This window comes from Streptomyces sp. NPDC012825 (genome assembly GCF_042900925.1).
Classification (GTDB): Bacteria; Actinomycetota; Actinomycetes; order Streptomycetales; family Streptomycetaceae; genus Streptomyces.
Genome location: NZ_JBIBBZ010000011.1, coordinates 1 through 17,510, shown reverse-complemented (window position 1 = coordinate 17,510; position 17,510 = coordinate 1). Strand labels below are relative to the sequence as shown.

Annotated in this window: 14 protein-coding genes and 1 pseudogene; 6 read left to right on the top strand and 9 right to left on the bottom strand. The window is 71.9% G+C overall.

The window, feature by feature from the left end; genetic code table 11:
• Positions 1-108 precede the first annotated feature (108 nt).
• Positions 109-2,304: a discoidin domain-containing protein gene (locus ACFY7E_RS22190; RefSeq protein ID WP_389487367.1), complete on the bottom strand. Its 2,196-nt coding sequence runs from the start codon at positions 2,302-2,304 to the stop codon at positions 109-111.
• 190 nt (positions 2,305-2,494) lie between these two features.
• Between ACFY7E_RS22190 and ACFY7E_RS22185 the strand changes: the two genes are divergently transcribed.
• Positions 2,495-3,514, top strand: coding sequence for a LacI family DNA-binding transcriptional regulator (locus ACFY7E_RS22185; protein ID WP_389487365.1), 1,020 nt, complete (start codon positions 2,495-2,497; stop codon positions 3,512-3,514).
• A 604-nt stretch (positions 3,515-4,118) separates the two neighbouring features.
• Here ACFY7E_RS22185 and ACFY7E_RS22180 read toward each other — a convergent pair.
• From ACFY7E_RS22180 to ACFY7E_RS22165, 4 genes are read right to left on the bottom strand one after another with little or no spacing between them, the layout of a single operon-like run.
• Complete coding sequence (locus tag ACFY7E_RS22180; RefSeq protein ID WP_389487363.1) at positions 4,119-5,495, bottom strand: GH1 family beta-glucosidase; 1,377 nt, start codon at positions 5,493-5,495, stop codon at positions 4,119-4,121.
• A gap of 35 nt (positions 5,496-5,530) precedes the next feature.
• On the bottom strand, positions 5,531-6,370 hold the full coding sequence (locus ACFY7E_RS22175; protein WP_389487636.1) for a carbohydrate ABC transporter permease: 840 nt from the start codon (positions 6,368-6,370) through the stop codon (positions 5,531-5,533).
• A 34-nt stretch (positions 6,371-6,404) separates the two neighbouring features.
• A complete protein-coding gene (locus tag ACFY7E_RS22170) occupies positions 6,405-7,397 on the bottom strand; it encodes a sugar ABC transporter permease (protein WP_365549349.1) in 993 nt (330 codons plus the stop codon).
• A 12-nt stretch (positions 7,398-7,409) separates the two neighbouring features.
• Complete coding sequence (locus tag ACFY7E_RS22165) at positions 7,410-8,714, bottom strand: ABC transporter substrate-binding protein (protein WP_389487361.1); 1,305 nt, start codon at positions 8,712-8,714, stop codon at positions 7,410-7,412.
• Positions 8,715-8,884: 170 nt separating this feature from the next.
• Between ACFY7E_RS22165 and ACFY7E_RS22160 the strand changes: the two genes are divergently transcribed.
• The 3 genes from ACFY7E_RS22160 (at position 8,885) to ACFY7E_RS22150 (ending at position 12,526) form a co-directional block, all read left to right on the top strand.
• Positions 8,885-10,192 (top strand): ROK family protein, encoded by a 1,308-nt coding sequence (locus ACFY7E_RS22160; protein WP_389487359.1) that lies wholly within the window; start codon positions 8,885-8,887, stop codon positions 10,190-10,192.
• 66 nt (positions 10,193-10,258) lie between these two features.
• Positions 10,259-10,513 (top strand): LapA family protein, encoded by a 255-nt coding sequence (locus ACFY7E_RS22155; RefSeq protein ID WP_389487357.1) that lies wholly within the window; start codon positions 10,259-10,261, stop codon positions 10,511-10,513.
• 171 nt (positions 10,514-10,684) lie between these two features.
• The gene (locus ACFY7E_RS22150; RefSeq protein WP_389487355.1) at positions 10,685-12,526 is read left to right on the top strand and encodes a thiamine pyrophosphate-requiring protein; all 1,842 of its coding nucleotides are present in this window, start codon (positions 10,685-10,687) and stop codon (positions 12,524-12,526) included.
• Positions 12,527-12,574: 48 nt separating this feature from the next.
• On the opposite strand, the gene ACFY7E_RS22145 is transcribed toward ACFY7E_RS22150, so the two are convergent.
• Entirely contained in the window at positions 12,575-13,375 is an 801-nt protein-coding gene (locus ACFY7E_RS22145) for an SDR family NAD(P)-dependent oxidoreductase (RefSeq protein ID WP_389487353.1), read from the bottom strand.
• Between the two features lie 373 nt (positions 13,376-13,748).
• On the opposite strand from ACFY7E_RS22145, the pseudogene ACFY7E_RS22140 reads away from it, so the two are divergent.
• Positions 13,749-14,030: pseudogene (locus ACFY7E_RS22140) on the top strand (maleylpyruvate isomerase N-terminal domain-containing protein); the annotation flags it as partial.
• Positions 14,031-14,192: 162 nt separating this feature from the next.
• Here ACFY7E_RS22140 and ACFY7E_RS22135 read toward each other — a convergent pair.
• Positions 14,193-15,122: a DMT family transporter gene (locus ACFY7E_RS22135; protein WP_389487351.1), complete on the bottom strand. Its 930-nt coding sequence runs from the start codon at positions 15,120-15,122 to the stop codon at positions 14,193-14,195.
• 84 nt (positions 15,123-15,206) lie between these two features.
• Here ACFY7E_RS22135 and ACFY7E_RS22130 point away from each other — a divergent pair, with 84 nt between their 5' ends.
• On the top strand, positions 15,207-16,160 hold the full coding sequence (locus tag ACFY7E_RS22130) for a LysR family transcriptional regulator (protein WP_389487349.1): 954 nt from the start codon (positions 15,207-15,209) through the stop codon (positions 16,158-16,160).
• A gap of 137 nt (positions 16,161-16,297) precedes the next feature.
• Here the strand turns inward: ACFY7E_RS22130 and ACFY7E_RS22125 are convergent, their stop codons facing one another.
• Together ACFY7E_RS22125 and ACFY7E_RS22120 are read right to left on the bottom strand one after the other, a co-directional pair.
• Positions 16,298-16,738, bottom strand: a complete 441-nt coding sequence (locus ACFY7E_RS22125) for a transposase (protein WP_389487347.1) — start codon at positions 16,736-16,738, stop codon at positions 16,298-16,300.
• A 198-nt stretch (positions 16,739-16,936) separates the two neighbouring features.
• Positions 16,937-17,254 (bottom strand): helix-turn-helix domain-containing protein, encoded by a 318-nt coding sequence (locus tag ACFY7E_RS22120; protein ID WP_389487345.1) that lies wholly within the window; start codon positions 17,252-17,254, stop codon positions 16,937-16,939.
• Positions 17,255-17,510 lie beyond the last annotated feature (256 nt).

Sequence of the window (17,510 nt, the reverse complement as noted above, 5' to 3'; positions counted from 1 at the left end):
AGGGGGAGGGAGGGGGTTGCCTTCCGGGCGGCGTGGCGGGGACCTGGAACGCCGCCCGGAAGGAGCGGGGGGCCGGGGCGCGCCGGTCGGGCGCGCCCCGGGGGACCGTCAGGGGAAGGAGACGACGGTCGAGGGCACGGTGGAGGTGCCGGCCGGGATCGTGGAGGCGCCGGTGTCGTTGATGACGTGGTTGTAGTGGCCCATGCCGCCGAGGGAGACCACCAGGAGGCTGTGGAACTTCACGCCCGGCTTGACGGGTGCCTTGAAGCCGTGGTCCTGGACGATGGTCGGATCGACGTTGTAGTTGCAGTAGCTGCCGAGACCCCACGCCTCGTGGGTGTTCACGGAGTCGTCGACCCGGTAGGCGGCGTAGCCCTTCGTGGTGCCGTTCTGGATGGCGGCCTGGTTGGGGGCGTCGTACGCCTTCTCGTTCTGGTAGAAGATCGTGCGGCCGCGCTCGCCGTACCACTCGACGTCGTACTTGTTGAAGTGCTCGACGAACAGGCCGGTGGCGAGCACGTCGTCGCCGTTGACGCGGACGCCGTAGTCGGCGCGGTTGGTCTCCCAGCCGACGCCCTCGCCGTGGTCGGCGCGCCAGACCCAGGTGTGGTCGATGATCGCGTCGTCGCTGTTCACGACCACGCTGGTGGTGGCCTTGCCGGCGCCGGCGCCGCCGACGCGGATGTAGACGTCCTGCACGGTGGTGGGGTTGGCGGCGTGGTCCGCGGAGGCGTTCTGCGGGCCGAGCTCCAGGAGCGTCGGGGAGTTGACCGGGCCGGCGTCGATGAGGAAGCCGGCGAGCCGGACGCCGTCGACGTCGGCGACCTTCATCGCGGTGACGCCGTTGTCGGGGATGATCGTGGCGAGGCCGAGGCCGAGCACGATGGTGTTGGCGCGGTTCACGTTGATGGTCTGGTCGACGTGGTAGACGCCCGGGGTGAACAGCAGGTGCAGGCCCTGGGCGAGCGCCTGGTTGATGGTGGCGGCGGTGGCGCCCGGCTTGACCACGTAGAACTGGCTGAGCGGGACGGACGTGCCCTGCGGGGTGCCGTTGGCCCAGGTGGTGCCGCGGGCGTTCACGCGCTTGGCGGGCGCGAACACCTTGTACTCGTTGCCGTCGAGGTACAGGTAGGGCTTCTCGCGGGAGATCGGGGTGGTGTCGAGCGTGGTGTAGCGGGGCTCCGGGAAGGAGGTCGCCGGGGCGCCCTCGACGCCCGAGAACGTCTGGTTCCAGACGCTGTTGGACCAGCCGCCGATGGAGCTGTCCCGGGTGTACCACTGCTGCTGCGAGTAGTTGCCGATCTGGCCGTCGACCTTGGAGTCGGCGATGTAGCCGCCGCTGGCCCAGCCGTAGCCGTTCGGGGCGAGGTTGAGGCCGCCCTTGACGTGCATGCGGCGGAAGGAGGAGGCCTGGGAGACGGCCCAGCGGTCGGTGCCGTTGACCGGTTTGAGGGTCAGGCCCTCGGCGCCGCGCCAGAAGTTCTGGGTGGCGTTGCCGTTGAACCAGCCGGCGTCGACGGTCACGTCGCCGTTGATGGTGGTGTCGCCGGGACGCAGGCCGAGGCCGGCGATCTGGGTGTAGAAGCCGATCTGGGCGTTGAGGCCGTTGTACGTGCCGGGCTTGAAGAGGAAGGCGTGCCGGCCGTTGCCGAACTGGGCCGATTCCTGCTGCTGGAAGACCTGGTCCAGTTTGGCCTGGATGCCGGGGGTGGACGGGTCGAAGACGTGCACGTTGGGGCCGAGGTCGCCGCCGCCGGGGAGGGTGGGGCCGGTGCCGTCGGTGGTGCCGTACACCTGGAACTCCCAGAGGGAGAAGCCGTATCCGGTGGCGCGGGTCTGGCCGTTCATGCGGACGTAGCGGCCGGTGCCGGAGAGGGAGAGCTCGTCGGTGCCGCCGTCGCCGGCGGTGACGGTGGCGACGGTCCGCCAGTCGGTGCCGTTCTCGGAGGCCTGGATCTGGTAGCCCTTGCCGTAGGCGCCCTCCCAGGTGAGGGTGGCGCTGCTGAGCGTGGCGCTGCGGCCGAGGTCGACCTGGAGCCACTGGTTGTCGCTCCACTGGCTGGCCCAGCGGGTGCCGGTGAGGTTCCCGTCGACGGCGGCGGAGGCGGAGAAGGCCGCGCCCTCGGTGGAGGAGGCGGTGGCGGTCTTCCCCTGGGAGAGCAGGGTGGGGGCCGCCTGGGCCGTCGTGGCGGGTGCGAGGGCGAGCAGGCCGCCGGCCAGTGACGCGACGAGGGCGCCGACGGTGGCCCGTCGGACGGTGGGGGCGGGACGCCGGAGGACCGGCGGGGACCCGACGGAGGACATGGGTCTCCTCTGGGATACATGGGGGAAACGTGGGAGAGCGCTCTCCGAAACCTTGCCTGTCGGGCGAGTTGACGGTCAAGGCGTGTGACACGACTTTTCTTTTGGCTTTCATTAAGTCACGACACCTATGGGTTCCGGCCGGACCCGGACCGTTCCCCCACCGGACACACGACACCGTTAAAGTGCGCAGGTGGGGAATCGAGCACCGACTCTGGAGGACGTGGCACGGGAGGCGGGGGTCTCGCGCGCCACGGTGTCCCGCGTCGTCAACGGGGTGCGGAACGTGGCCCCCGACATCCAGCGGAGCGTGCGCGACGCCATCGCCCGCACCGGCTACACGCCCAACCAGGCCGCCCGGTCCCTGGTGACGCGGCGGACCGGGGCCGTCGCCCTCGTGCTCTCCGCGCGGGACGGGGCCTTCGCCGCCCGGGTCTTCTCCGACCCGTTCTTCGGGCGCGTGGTGGACGGCGTCCTGCCGGTGCTGCGCGAGCGCGCGATCCAGCCGGTGCTGCTCGTCGCCGAGTCGGAGCAGGCCAGGACCCAGCTGGTCGAGTACCTGCGGCAGGGGGGCGCCGACGGGGCCCTCGTGGTGCCGATCGACGACGAGGACCCGCTGCCAGCGATGCTGGTGGCGGCGGGCCTCCCCACGGTCCTCTTCGGCCGGCCCCGCGCCGGCGAGCGGCACGGCTTCGTCGACCTCGACAACGACGCCGGGGCGCGCCTGGCGGCCGAGCACCTGTGGAACACCGGGCGGCGGCGCCCCGCCACCATCGCCGCACCGGTCACCGCCCCCTCGGCGGGCGCGCGCCTGGACGGCTTCCGCCGGGCGCTGGCCGCCCGCGGCGTGACGGACGTGCCCGTCGTACGGGGCCGGTTCACGGTCGACAGCGGCCGGCGCGCCATGGCCGAACTGCTTGCGGAGCACCCGGACGTCGACGCGGTCTTCGCCGCGAACGACCTGATGGCCCAGGGCGCCTGCCAGTACCTGCGCGAACGGGGTGTGGACGTCCCCGGCGCGGTGGCCGTCATGGGCTTCGACGACTCGGCGGCGGCGCGCAGGGCCCGGCCCCGGCTGACCACCGTGCGCCAGCCGGTGGAGCGCATGGCGGCCGCGATGGCCGGCCTCCTGATCGAGGAACTGGAGGGCGCCCGGTCCGGCCCCGCCTCGCAGGTGTTCGAACCGGTCCTCGTCGTGCGCGAGTCCGCCTGACCCGGCCGGTCGCACGGCCGGGGGAACAGTCCCCCCGCGTACGACGGGGACGGCGGGAGCGAGGCGGCCGGCCGTCGTACGGCCGGGATCACGAGGGCGGCCGGAAGCACGGCTCCGTCGCAGCCGACAGGGGGATCGACGGGGAACGGTGAACGCACGCGTCCGGCCCGATGGGTACGGGGCGTTCTGGTGCCGGCGTGCGGGGGCCTCCTGGCCGCGCGCGGAGGGCGGCCGCAAGCGGACCGGCCTGCCGGGGAGGCCGACAGCCAGGTCGGCTGCGGCGGCATGGACGACGGGACCGACTACCTCACCGAGGAGGACATGCGCTCCCCGGAGTTCGGCCCCGGCGTCTCCAGGCAGTTCGGCGACCCGGCGGCGGGCACCCCGTACTGGACCCGTGCCTGGCAGCTGGTGCCGGAGGGGGCCGACCCGTCACGGGCCCGGCCGTGCGAGGGAGGAAGCGCCGAGGGCCCGGACAACTGCGTCCCGCCCGGAACGGTCCGCCGCGACGGCGGGCCGGGCCCGGCGGCGGACCGACCGGCCCCCGGAAGGCCCTCCCCGGTCCCGGCGGGAGGGCCTTTCGGAGGCGTGCGGCGGGGTCCGGTCAGCCGGCGGTCGCCTCCCGGTGGGCCCGGATGATGTCCGCGTACCGGCGGCCGCTCGTCTTCACGGTCCGCCGCTGCGTGGCGTAGTCGACGTGGACGAGCCCGAAGCGCTTGTCGTAGCCGTAGGCCCACTCGAAGTTGTCGAGGAGGGACCAGGCGTAGTACCCGGCGAGCGGGACGCCCTTGCGGACGGCGCGGGCGCAGGCCGCGAGGTGCTCCTCCAGGTAGCCGGTGCGCTCCGGGTCGTGGACGGCGCCGTCGGGGCCGACGGTGTCGGGGAAGGCCGAGCCGTTCTCGGTGACGTACAGCTCGCGCACGCCGTAGTCCTCGGTGAGCCGCAGCAGGAGGGCCTCCAGGCCGCCGGCGTCGATCTGCCAGTCCATGCCGCTGCGGGGCACGTCGGGCAGGCGCACCTCGCGGGCGTACGGGACGGGTCCCTCGGGGTCGTCGGCGACGGTGACCGGGAAGTAGTAGTTGAGTCCGTGCCAGTCGAGCGGGGCGGCGATGACGTCCAGGTCGCCGGGCCGCTCGGGGAGGTCGACCCCGTACAGCTCGCGCATGTCGGCCGGGAAGCCCCGGCCGTGGACCGGGTCGAGCCACCAGCGGTTGGTGTGGCCGTCCATGCGGACCGCGGCGGCGAGGTCCTCGGGCCGGTCGGAGGCGGACGCGACGGTGGAGTGGTTGGTGACCAGGCCGATCCGGGCGCCGGGGACGGCGGCGCGCAGGGCCCGGGTGGCCAGGCCGTGGCCGAGCAGCAGGTGGTACGAGGCGCGGACGGCGGCCGTGAGGTCGGTGAGGCCCGGGGCCATCCGGCCCTCCAGGTGGCCGATCCAGCCCGAGCAGAGCGGTTCGTTGAGGGTGGCCCACCGGGTGACGCGGTCGCCGAGGCGCTCGGCGACGGCGGTGGTGTAGGCGGCGAGGTGCTCGGCGGTCTCGCGGACGGTCCAGCCGCCCCGGTCCTGGAGGGCCTGGGGCAGGTCCCAGTGGTAGAGGGTGACGGAGGGGGTGATCCCGGCGTCGAGGAGTCCGTCGACGAGCCGGTCGTAGAAGTCGAGTCCGGCCTTGTTGACGGGCCCGTCGCCGCCGGGGACGACACGGGGCCAGGCGACGGAGAGCCGGTAGGTGTCGGTGCCCAGCTCCTTCATCAGGGCGATGTCCTCGGGCCAGCGGTGGTAGTGGTCGCAGGCGGTGTCGCCGTGGTCGCCGTTGTCGATCGCGCCGGGGACCCGGGAGAAGGTGTCCCAGATGGAGGGGGCCCGGCCGTCCTCGGCGACCGCTCCCTCGATCTGGTAGGCGGAGGTCGCCGTGCCCCAGGCGAAGGACGGCGGAAAGGCCTCCAGGTCGAGCGCGGGGCGGGGACCGGTGGATTCGGACACGGAGAACCTCTTCGTGGTCGGTGTGGAGAGGGACGTCACTTGACCGCACCCGCGGTGAGGCCGGCGACGAGGTAGCGCTGGAGGAGCAGGAACCCGACGACGACGGGGACGCTCACCACCAGGGAGGCGGCCATCACCTGGTTCCAGTAGACGTCGTTCAGGGTGGCGTAGCCCTGGAGGCCGACGGCGAGGGTGCGGGTGGATTCGGTGGTCATGACCGAGGCGAAGAGGACCTCGCCCCAGGCCGTCATGAAGGCGTAGATCGCGACGGCGACGATGCCGGGCGTCGCGGCCGGGATGATCACCCGGAACAGCGCCTTGATCGGCCCGCAGCCGTCGACCTTGGCCGCCTCGTCCAGCTCGCGCGGGATCGAGTCGAAGTAGCCGGTCAGCATCCAGATGGAGAACGGCAGCGAGAAGGTCAGATAGGTGAGGATCAGTCCTTCGCGCGAGCCGAAGAGCGCGATGCCGGTGGCGTTGCCGAGGTTGACGTAGATGAGGAAGAGCGGCAGCAGGAAGAGGATGCCGGGGAACATCTGCGTCGAGAGGACCGTCACCGTGAAGACCCGCTTGCCGCGGAAGGAGTAGCGGCTGACGGCGTACGCGGCGAAGATCGCGACGATCACCGAGAGCACCGTGGCCGCGCCCGCGACGACGATCGAGTTCACGAAGTAGTCCGCGAGCGGGACGGTCTCCCAGATGTCGACGTAGGGCCGGAGGGTGAGTCCGGAGGGGAACCACTCGAACTTCCCCGAGACGTCCTTCAGGGGCTTCAGGGAGCTGGAGACCATGACGTACACCGGCAGCACCACGAACGCGGTGAGCAGGGCGAGGAAGATCCGCCGGGTCCACAGGAACGAGCGGGGTGCCGCCATGGGCGACCGGGGGGCCGTGCGGCGGGCCGCGTGCTCAGACATCGGAGGTCTTCCTTCCGCGGGTGGTGAGCAGGAGGTAGACGCCCGTGACGACGAGGAGGAAGAGCAGGAGCAGCACGGACATGGCCGAGCCGGTGCCGAAGTTCCACGTCTGGAAGGACGACTGGTAGATGTGGAGCGAGATCAGGTCGGCGGCTTCGGGGGCCGCCTTGCCGAAGAGCACGAACGGCGTGTTGAAGTCGTTGAACGTCCACAGGAACAGGACGAGGACGAGGACCTGGTTGACGGAGCGCAGGGACGGCAGGGTGATGTGCCGGATCTGCTTCCACACGCCGGCGCCGTCGAGGGCGGCGGCCTCGTACATGTCCCGGGGGATGTTCTGGAGTCCCGCCATGACGGTGAGGAAGGCGAAGGGCCAGCCCTTCCAGACGGAGACGATCAGCAGGGCCCAGAAGCTGTTGTCCCCGATGAGCCAGAAGGCGGGGCTGTCGCCGATGCCGAGCTGGTCGTGCAGGACGTGGTTCACCAGGCCGTTGTCGCGCTGGAACATGAACGCCCAGGTGATGACGGCGGCGTAGACCGGCAGGGCGTACGGGACGAGGAACAGGGTCCGCAGGAAGCCCCGGCCGCGGAAGTTCTCCTGGAGGAAGACGGCGGCGGCCGTCCCCAGGAGCCAGCACAGTCCGACGGAGAGGAGGGTGAACAGACAGGTCGTCAGGAAGGACTTCAGGAGAGCCTGTCCGACGGGGGCGTCGAAGTCGATCGAGACGGCGTAGTTGTCGAACCCGGACCAGGGGGCCTCGGACCAGTTCCGGACGTAGAACTGGGTGAGCTCGCGGAAGCTCATGGTGATGCCCATGAGCATCGGCACGAGGTGGACGAGGAGTTCGAGGAGCAGGGCGGGCAGGAGCAGCAGGTACGGCAGTGCGATGCGGCGGCGCCCGGAGCGGCGCGGGGTGCGCGCCTCTCCGGGTGCGGCCTTGCGCACCGTCCGCTCACTCGGAGGAGTGACGACGGTTTCGGTCATGGTGGGTGCGGCCTACTTCTTGGGCATCTGCTGCTGGGCCTTTTCGAGCTTGGCCCGGACGGACTCCGTGGTGACCGGCCGGCCGGCGGCGGCGTCGGCGAAGAGCTCCTTGACCGCGGTGCCGACGACGGTCTCGAACTGGGACTCCTCGGGGACCTGCGGCAGGGCGGCGGCGCTGGTGGCGAGGGTGTCGCGGATGACGGTGAGCGAGGGGTCGGAGAACGCGGCGTCCTGCTGGGCGCTCTTGACCGGCGGGACCGAGCCGTACGCCTTGTTGAGGGCGATCTGCTCCTCGTCGCTCGTCAGGTACTTCACGAACTTCAGCGCGCCGTCGAGGTTCTTGGTGTTCTTGAAGACGGCGAGGTTGATGCCGGCGACCATCGAGTTGGTCTGCTTGTCCTGGCCGGGCTTGCCGGACGGGACCGGGGCGGGGGCGACGCCCCACTCGTCGGGGCCCATGCCCTGCGCGGAGAAGGTCTGCGACGGGGTCTGCCACAGGACCATGCCGGTCTTGTTCTTGGCGAAGTCGCTGAGGGACTGGTTCTGGGCGTACTCGGCGTTGCCGGGGGCCACGATCTTCTGGGCGGCCATGAGGTCGACGTACTGCTTGACGGCGGCGACGGCGCCGTCGGAGGTGAAGTCGGGCTTCCCGTCGGCGGTGAAGAAGTCGGCCCCGTGCTGCTTGCCGAGGACGAAGACCTGGTGGATGTTGTTGGAGAGGTTGGAGCCCTCGACGCCGATGCCGTTCTTGCCCTTCGCCTCGAGCTTCTTGCCGGCCGCGGCCACCTCGTCCCAGGTGGTCGGCGGCTTGGCTATGCCCGCCTCCTTGAAGAGCTGCTTGTTGTAGTAGAGCGCGTAGGCCATGGAGTAGAGCGGGACGGCGGCCGGGTCCTGGCCGGAGACGCCGGTGGAGCCGAGCGCGGAGTCCACGAAGCGGTCCTTGCCGCCGATGGCCCCGAAGTTCTTCTCGTCCCAGGGCAGGAGGGCCCCGGTGGACTGGAGCGAGGCGCTCCAGGTGTTGCCGATGTTGAGGACGTCGGGGCCCTGGCCGGAGGTGGTCGCGGTGAGGATCCGGTTGAGCAGGTCGCTCCAGGGCACGACCTCCAGCTTGACCTTGATGCCGGTCTCCTTCTCGAACTGGTCGAGTTCGGGCTGGAGGACCTTCTTGTCCACCTCGATGCTGGCGCCCTGGTTGGAGGCCCAGTAGGTGAGGGTCTTCGGGGACGATCCGCTGTCTTCTCCCCCGCCGCAGGCGGTGGCGGTGAGGACGAGGGAGAGCGTGACGGCACCGGTGACAGCGGCTCTGATTCTGCGCATGGCTCCTGGGCCCTTTCGGGGACGAGGGAAGGGCCGACGCGGGGAGCCCCTGGACCGCTCTCCGTGACATCGGCTTAATTTAGGATGTGAGTTAAACCCCATGAGAAGGTCGCGTCAAGGCTTGTACTGCGGGTATGTTGAAACGAACGACATGAGAGACGGGGACCAGAGTGCACGCGAGAAGTGGCCGCACGGTGCGTGACCTGCGGCGCGAGAACCGCACCGCCGTTCTGCGCAGGCTGTACTTCGACGGACCGATGAGCCGGCTCACGCTGGGGCCCGCGACCGGGCTCAGCTCCGGCTCGGTCAGCAACGTGGTCTCCGAACTCGTCGCGGAGGGCCTGGTCGAGGAGGCCGGCAGCGTCGACTCGGCCGGCGGGCGCCCCCGTACCCTCGTGCGCATCACGCCCGGCAGCGGCTTCATGATCGGGGTGGACATCGGCGAGACCCGGATAAGGATCGAGCTGTTCGATCTCGCCCTCACCGAACTCGCCCGCACCGAGCGCCCGTTGGCCAGCTCGGGACCGCGCACCGCGCGCTACGACGTCGACCTCGTCGTGGCACACCTGCGGGAGGGCATCGCGGAGGTCCTGCGGACCGCGGAGGTGCCCGCCGAGCGCCTCCTCGGCGTCGGCGTCGGCGTCCCCGGCATCGTGGCCCGGACCGCCGAGGACGGCGCGGTCGTGCACGGCCAGACCGTCGGCTGGGACGCCGTCCCCCTGGAGCGCCTGCTGCGCGAGCACGTGGAGCTGCCGGCCTCGGTGCCGTACTGGATCGACAACGGCGCCAAGACCCTCGGCCAGGCCGAGATGTGGTTCGGCGCCGGACGCGGCGCCCGCAGCGCCGTCGTGGTCCTCTTCGGCTCCGGCGTCGGCGCCTGCGTCGTCACCGACCCCATGGGCCCCGGACGGGCCCTGGAATGGGGACACCTGACGGTACGGGTGCGGGGGCGCCGCTGCCGCTGCGGCTCACAGGGCTGCCTGGAGGCGTACGCGGGCGCGGAGGCCCTGCTGGAGCGCTGGCGCGAGGAGGGAGGGCGACCCCGGGAGGGCGCGGACGAGGAGACGGCCCTGACGGCGATGCTCACCGCCGCCTACCCGGCCGAGGCCGGCACTCCCCCGGACGCCACCGCCCTCGCCGTCCTGGAGGAGACCGCCGAGTACCTCGGCGCCGGATTCGCCGACCTGATCAACCTCTTCCAGCCCGAACGGATCCTCGTCGGCGGCTGGGCCGGCCTCCAGCTCGGCACCCGCTTCCTGGAGACCGTGAACGGCTACGCCCGGGAGTACGCGCTGAAGTACCCGGCCAGCCGCACCGACATCGGCCTGGGGACCCTCGGCCCCGAGGCCGTCACGGTCGGCGCGGCCCTCCTGCCGCTGGTCGACTTCTTCGCCCAGGGCGGCCGCCGCCCCGAGACCGCGCCGGCCCCGCCCTCCCCGGCCTGGCAGACCGCCCTGCGGGACCGCGTGTCGCCCTGAGACGGACGGCGGCGGCCTCGCCGCACTCGGATGGCCCCTTCGGACGAACCACCCGATACTGATCGCATGGCAGAGAAAACGGCGAAAGAGCACCCGCCGTCGAGCGTGACGGTCAAGGGGCGGGACGTCCGGCTGCGCACCATCAGTTTCCTTCTGCTCGCGGCCCTGGCCGTCTGGTTCATCGCCGCCAACACCGGCTCCGTCACCATCCGTCTGTGGGTCCCCGAGGTCACGCTCCCCCTGTGGACCGTCCTGGCGGTCACCCTGCTCGCCGGAATCGCCCTGGGCCTGATCGTCGCCCGCCGCCGCGCCCGGCGCTGACACCTGCCGCGCACCCGCCGCTCCTCCTCGGCGACGGGCGGGCGAAGACGTCCAGGGCGAGCGCGGCCCGCGACCGCCGGTCGGCGATGTTTTCGCCCGGCGGGTCAGGGGTTACCCATGGACTGTCCGGCCGCGCCGGCGGAAACCGCCCAGAACAGGAACGGAACCCCCATGACCAGCACGAAGGTGTCCGACTACGTCCTCCGGCGCTTGCGTGAGTGGGGGGTGGAGCACGTCTTCGCGTACGCCGGCGACGGGATCAACGGCCTGCTCGCCGCGTGGGGGCGCGCGGACGACAAGCCGAAGTTCGTGCAGGCCCGGCACGAGGAGATGGCCGCCTTCCAGGCGGTCGGATACGCCAAGTTCTCCGGGAAGGTCGGCGTCTGCGCGGCGACCTCGGGCCCCGGGGCGATCCACCTCCTCAACGGCCTGTACGACGCCAAGCTGGACCACGTCCCGGTCGTGGCCCTGGTCGGGCAGACCAACCGCAGCGCGATGGGCGGCTCGTACCAGCAGGAGGTGGACCTGCAGAGCCTGTACAAGGACGTCGCCTCCGACTTCTGCGAGACCGCGACGGTCCCCGAGCAGTTGCCGAACCTGATCGACCGGGCGATGCGGACCGCGTACGCCCGGCGCACCGTGACCGCGGTCATCCTCCCGGCCGACGTGCAGGAACTGGACTACAGCCCGCCGACGCACGCCTTCAAGATGGTGCCCTCCAGCCTGGGCATGAGCGACTACGCCCCGGTGCCGGCGGACGCGGACGTGGCGCGGGCGGCGGAGGTCCTGAACTCCGGCGAGAGGGTCGCCGTCCTCATCGGGCAGGGGGCGCGCGGCGCGCGCGGCGAGGTGGAACGGCTGGCGGACGTCCTGGGGGCGGGGGTGGCCAAGGCGCTGCTCGGCAAGGACGTGCTGCCCGACGACCTGCCGTACGTGACCGGCTCCATCGGCCTGCTCGGCACCAGGCCGTCGTACGAGCTGATGCGGGAGTGCGACACCCTCCTGGTGATCGGCTCCAGCTTCCCGTACTCGCAGTTCCTGCCGGAGTTCGACCGGGCGCGGGCGGTGCAGATCGACGTCGACCCGCACATGATCGGACTGCGCTACCCGTTCGAGGTGAACCTCGTCGGCGACGCGCGCGAGACCCTCCGGCGGCTGCTGCCCCAGCTGCACCGCAAGACCGACCGGGCCTGGCGGGAGAAGGTCGAGGAGAACGTCGTCCGCTGGTGGGAGGTGATGCGGCGGCGGGCCGCCGTGGACGCCGACCCGGTCAACCCCGAGTACGTGGTCCACGCCCTGGACGGCAGACTGCCCGACAACGCGATCCTGACCGCCGACTCCGGCTCCGCCGCCAACTGGTACGCCCGGCACCTGCGGCTGCGCGGTGCCATGCGCGGTTCGCTGTCCGGCACGCTGGCGACGATGGGGCCCGGCGTGCCGTACGCGATCGGCGCGAAGTTCGCCCACCCCGACCGGCCCGCGATCGCGATCGTCGGCGACGGCGCGATGCAGATGAACGGCATGATGGAGATGGTCACGGCGGCGAAGTACCACCACGAGTGGTCCGACCCGCGCCTGATCGTGGCCGTCCTCAACAACGGCGACCTCAACCAGGTCACCTGGGAGATGCGCGCCATGACCGGCGCCCCGCAGTTCGAGGAGTCCCAGCACATCCCCGACCTGCCCTACGCCGACATCGCCCGGAGCATCGGGCTCGACGGGGTGCGGGTCGAGAAGCCCAAGCACGTCGAGGCGGCCTGGGACCGGGCGCTCGCCGCCGACCGGCCCTTCGTCATCGACTTCCGCACCGACCCCGCCGTGCCGCCGATCCCGCCGCACGCGACCCTGGACCAGATCGAGGCCGCCGCCACCGCGATCCTGCACGGCGACAGCGACACCGGCTCCGTGATCAAGCAGGGCCTCAAGGCCAAGGTCCAGGAGTTCCTCCCCGGCACCCGCCACCGCCACGACCGCCCGGGCGCCGGACGGGACGACAGCGCCCCGGGGAAGTAGCGGCCGATTCGGGGCGGGGCGGTCGGTCCCGCTCCTCGCCGGCCGCTGCTACTCCTCCTCGCCGGACCCGGGTTCGGCCGTCTTCCGGTGGGCCTGCGCCTTCAGGCTGTCGGGCAGCACCTTGCCGGCGGCGGCCTGCGCCTTGGTCTTGACCGAGCCCGCGACGATCTTGTCCTTGCCGGCGAAGAGCGCGTCCAGGCCCTGCCGGGCGACCTGGGCGGGATCGTCCTTGTCCTGCTGGCCGACCTTGGTGTCGTCCATGCCGGCGCGGTGGAAGAAGTCGGTCTCGGTCGGGCCGGGCATCAGGGAGGTCAGGGTGACGCCCGTGTCCTCGAGTTCGTTCTGCAGGGCCTCGGTGAAGGACTGCAGGAACGACTTGGACGCGTTGTACACGGCCTGGAAGGAGCCCGGCATCGTCGAGGCGATGGACGAGGTGACGAGGACGCGGCCCTCGTCGCGGGCGGCCATGTCACGGAGGGTCAGTTTGGCCAGGTGCACGGTGGAGCGGACGTTGAGGTCGACGATCTCCAGCTCGTCCGCCAGGTCGGCGTCGACGAACGCCCCGCCCCGCCCGACGCCGGCGTTCAGGACGACGACGTCGAGCGGCCGGCCGAGACCGGTGGCCGCCGCGAAGAGGCGCTCGGTCTGCTCGGGGTCGCGCAGGTCGGCCCGGACCACCTCCACCCGCGCCCCGGCCGCCCGGATCCGCCGGGCCGCCTGCTGGAGCCGGGCCTCGTCCTCGGCGTTGACGACGAGGTCGTAGCCGCGTCCGGCCAGCTGCTCGGCCAGTTCGAGGCCGATGCCGCTGGAGGCGCCGGTGACGAGGGCGAGGGGCTTGGTGTCGCTCATGTGCGATCGCTTTCGGTTCGGGTGTCGGAACGGCGGAGCGGACACCGGTCGCCCGGTGCCCGACGGAAGCCGTAAGACGCCTGTTCCCGTTCTCCGGCGTTCGACGGCCCGCCCGGAGGAGCCGTTCACTCCTACGGTCGGGCACGAGCCCGCTCGGGGCCCGGTCGGCGACCTCGCCCGCGCGGGCGTCCCGTACGCCGTCCTCGTCGGTGTCGGTCGAGGTGGACGACACGTGGCACCCCGTGCCCGTGCCCGTTCCCCGACGGTCTCGTGCCGCCGCGGTGCGAGCGCGGGGACCGGCTCCGACCACGCGTCGGCGGGGTGGCCGGAACACGCCGACCGGGCCCCCGCCCGCACGGGTGGCCTGCGGGGCGTGGACGACTTCTCGCGCTCGTGGACCGCGCTGCGCGCGGCCGTCGCCGCTCTCGCCGACGAGGACTTCGCCCGGCCATCGGGCTGCGCCGGCTGGCTCGTACGCGACCTGGTGTGCCACCTCGTCATCGACGCCCAGGACGTCCTGATCACCCTCGCGACTCCCGTGGGCAGGCCTCCCACGCGCGACGCCGCGACCTACTGGGAGGTCTCCGGCACGCCGCCGACCGGCGACGACCCGCTCGACGCGCTGACCGTACGGCTCGCCGCGGCCTACGGGGACGACGGCCCCGCCCTTCCGCCGGACGGGATCGAGTCGGTCACCGCCCCGGACACCACGACGGCGAGAGGATGTCGGTCCTCGCCCGTCCGCACCGGCGTGGGCGTGACGCCCTTCGGCGTGAGGACCGTACCGGTCCGGGCGGATCGCGACGGCGTCGTGGGTTCACCACGCCTGCGGGCTCACCGGAGTGGACGTCGTCGCGGGGCGGGGTTCGGGGACGCTCGGGGCGGGCCGGGCGCCGGTGCGGGTGGCGCCGATGCCGGCGAGCACGACGAAGGCGACGCCGGCCGCGGGCGCGAGACCGGGCGTCTGGCCGAGCACCAGCAGGCCGGCGAGGAGCGCGATGGCCGGCTCCAGGCTCATCAGGGTGCCGAAGGCGGAGGCCGTGAGGCGTCGCAGGGCGAGGAACTCGAGGACGAAGGGCAGTACGGCGCTCAGCACGGCCAGCCCGAGCATGGCTCCGAGCAGCGTCCACGTCACGTGTCCCAGGCCGGAGGGCGCCGCGGCGGCCAGGCCGATGAGACCGGCGACGGGCATGGAGACGGCCAGCCCGCCCAGACCGGTCACGGAGTCGCCCACGCGTTGTGTCAGCAGGATGTAGACCGCCCAGCACGCCGCGGCGGCCAGGGCGAAGCCCGCGCCGGCCGTGTCGATGCCGCCGTGCCAGGGTTCGGTCAGTCCCACGACGCCGACGGCGGCCAGGACGGTCCAGCGGGTGCGACCGCGGCCGGGGCCGCGGAGGGACACGGCCAGTGGGCCGAGGAACTCCAGTGCGCTGGCCGTGCCGAGCGGCAACCGGGTCACGGCGAGCATGAAGAACATCATCATGCCCGCGCTCACCGCCCCCAGCAGGGCGCACGCCAGCAGGTCGCGGCCGGTGAAGTCGCGCGGGCGGGGCCGTACGAGGAGCAGCAGGAGCGCACCGGCCCACGCCAGCCGCAGTCCGGTCGTGCCCAGGGCGCCGAGCCGGTCGACCAGCGGTACCGACAGGGCCAGGCCGAGCTGGATGGCGGACATGGAGGTCACGGCCATCAGGGTTCCGGCGGTGGCCGTGGAGGGGCGCGGACGTGCGCGGTGTTCCGGCAGGCTCATGGGAGCCAGTAGACGAGCCGCCCACCGTTCATGTCCACGTGCCGATCATGAACTGTTCGTTCGCCCATCATGGACAATAGCGGGATGGAGACTCGACGACTGCGCATGCTGGTGGAGTTGTCCCGCCTGGGGTCCATGCGTGCGGTGGCCGACATGCTGTCCACGACCACCTCGACGGTCTCGCAGCAGATCGCCGCCCTGGCGGACGACATGGGTACCGCGTTGACGGAGCCGCACGGGCGCCTGGTCCGGCTCACCCCCGCGGGCCGCCGTCTGGCGGAGCACGCGGTGACGATCCTGGCCGCGGTCGAGTCGGCGCGCCACGACCTCGCACCGGACGGCGAGCCCAACGGCACCCTGCGCGTCGCGGGCTTCGCCACCGCCATCCGCGCCCACCTCCTGCCCATCGTCACCGCCCTGGCCACGAGCCACCCCCGCCTGCGCGTCCTGGTCCGCGAACACGAACCCGCCGAGGCGCTGCGACTCCTGGCGGAAGACGCGACCGACCTGGCCCTGACCTACGACTACGACCTGGCCCCCGCGACAGGAGACCCCGCACTGCGCGCCACCGCCCTGTGGACCGCCCCCTGGGGCCTGGGCGTCCCCGCAGGGGCCGACGTCCGGGAGGGGACGACGGCGGAGGTGTTCGCCCAATGCGCGGACCGGGACTGGATCGTCAACTCGCGCAACACCGCGGACGAAACCGTCATCCGCACCCTCGCCTCCATGGCGGGCTTCACCCCCCACCTCACCCACCAGGCCGACAGCCTCGACCTCGTACAAGACATGATCACCGCCGGTCTGGGCGTGGGCCTGCTGCCTCAGGGTGCCACCACACTCCCCTCCGTACGACTCCTCCCCCTCACCTCCCCCGGCGTCCGACTACGCGCCTACGCCGTCACCCGCCACGGCCGCCTGGACTGGCCCCCTCTCGCCCTGATCACCGACCTCCTCGTCCAGCGGTCCACGACCGGGCAACCCCCCACCCGCCCCACCGCCCCGAACACCGAGGAGCGCGAAGCCGCACGTGACACGTGAGAGGCCGTGAGCCGACGACAACGGCCGGACCGTTCCGGGCTTCGGAAAGGTTCACGAGAGGCCCTCATGGCGGCCGACCGCACTCGTCGGCCCCGAACCATGGGGTCCCATCGCATACGCCCCTGACCTGCCACTTCCTATAGGACGCAGCGGACGTGCGGGCCGCCGAAGCAGCCGCGGACGATGTGCGGCTGGCGTTGCCGCCGGCGGAAGAAGCGGCGGTTCTCGGCGGCGAGTTCAGTCTGATCTCGGGTCCGGTGCTGCTTGGGCAGACCGTGCTCGAGGTCGGCATTGACCAGCCCGTCGGGGTTCGGCTCGGACGAGTACGGGGGCAGGAAGTACAGCTCGACATCGTCGGAACGGGCAGCGAGCCAGTTCCGGACCTTCTTCGAGCGATGCGCGGAGTGTGTGTCGACCACGAGATGCACCTTGCGGTCGAAGTGGCCGGCGAGCCGTTCCAGGAAGCGGCACATCACCTCGACGGTGAAGGACTCGGCGAAGGCCATGAAGTGCATCCGGCCCCTGGTGCTGATCGCCGACATCGCGTTCACCGAGAACCGGTTCCCGCTCCGCCGCACCACGGGCGTCCTGCCCTTCTCCCCCAGGTGCGGCCGTGACCTGGTCGGACCGGATACCGACCTGGTCGGCGAAGAGGATCTCACCGCCGTCGGCCTTGCCCTTCGCCCGAATCGCCGGCCAGGTCTCCTGGTGCCAGCACCGGACAGCCTCGGGGCCCTGTTCCACGGCCCGCTTGTCCGGGCGCTGGAAGGACAGCCTCACCGCTTCAGGTACTTTCCCACCTCCGCCTCGGCCGGCCGCACCCGGTACAGCTTCGCGATCAGCTCGCCCACCAGTCGCCGCGTCCACAGTTGGCCGGAAAGCTCCACATTGCAGGGCCGGTGATCGAGGACCGCATGCCGTACGGCGGCCTGCTCGGCCTCGCCGAGGACCTGGTGCACCCCGACCGGCTTGCCCCGCGACCGCACGACCAGCGCCTCCCGCCCGCCGGCCTGCCGTTTCGCCCACCAGATGTCGACCGCCTTCAGCGACACCCCGAAGACCGCCGCCACGTCCTCGCGGTCCCGCCCCGCCATCAACGCCGCACCGCCCGCAGACGCAGAGCCCCCTGCGCCGACGGCGACAGATGCCGCGCGTCCCCCACCAGATCGCTCACACCCCACCGATGACCCAGAACCCGAACCGTCTCGGATCAATAGAAGCCCGGCCGGGCGGAGAGGCCAGCGTCTTGACTCACGTGTCGAGGGGGACGAGGCCCAGGGGTTCGGTGGTGGGTTGTCGGGAGCCGCCCGCGGGTTCGACGGTGATGCCGACGGCGATGGCGTCGCCGAG